Origin of the sequence: Paenibacillus etheri, from assembly GCF_001012825.1 — a bacterium.
GTDB classification, from domain to species: domain Bacteria; phylum Bacillota; class Bacilli; order Paenibacillales; family Paenibacillaceae; genus Paenibacillus_AQ; species Paenibacillus_AQ etheri.
On record NZ_LCZJ02000012.1, the window covers coordinates 130,444 to 131,174 of the forward strand.

The 731-nt window shown below is 39.3% G+C and carries 1 protein-coding gene; it reads left to right on the plus strand.

All coding sequences use genetic code 11. The features are described 5' to 3' along the window. On the plus strand, positions 1 to 731 hold a 731-nt coding region (locus UQ64_RS29795), incomplete at both ends, for a transposase (protein WP_156417423.1).

A 731-nucleotide genomic window follows, 5' to 3' on the forward strand; every position in this document is an offset into this window, starting at 1 on the left:
TATGTCCCTTAAATACTTCTTAGATATGGCGCCAGAAGACGAGGTCATCAACCCTAGTTCACTCACGAAGTTTCGTAAACTTCGATTGAAGGATGTGAACCTGCTCGACATGCTGATTCAAAAAACGGTAGAAATTGCATTAGAAAAAGAAATCATTAAAAGCCGCGCAATCATTGTGGATGCTACCCATACGAAATCACGATTCAATCAGCAGTCACCCAAAGAAATATTGATGGAGAAGTCTAAGCTGTTGCGGAAGGCCGTTTATCAAATCAATGAAAACATGAAAGATAAATTCCCGCCAAAAACAACGACAAACAAATTAGTGGATGAACTGGATTATTGTCAAAAAGTAATTGACGCCGTGGAAAAAGAAGAAAGTATTCGCGAATATCCAAAGGTAAAGGAAAAGTTGAACTCCTTAAAGGAAATCGTAGAAGATCATGTGGAGCACCTTCAATTTTCTAATGATCCAGATGCACGTGTGGGTCACAAAACAGCCGACTCCTCTTTTTTTGGCTACAAAACACATCTTGCAATGAATGAAGAGCGTATTATTACAGCTGCGGTAGTTACAACCGGAGAAAAAAGTGACGGGAAACAACTCCAAACACTAATCGAAAAAAGTCGCAAAACGGGCATGGAAATCAATACAGTTATTGGCGACACAGCCTATTCTGAGAAAGAAAATATTCAGTATGCCAAACAAAACGAATTGCAACTCGTATCCA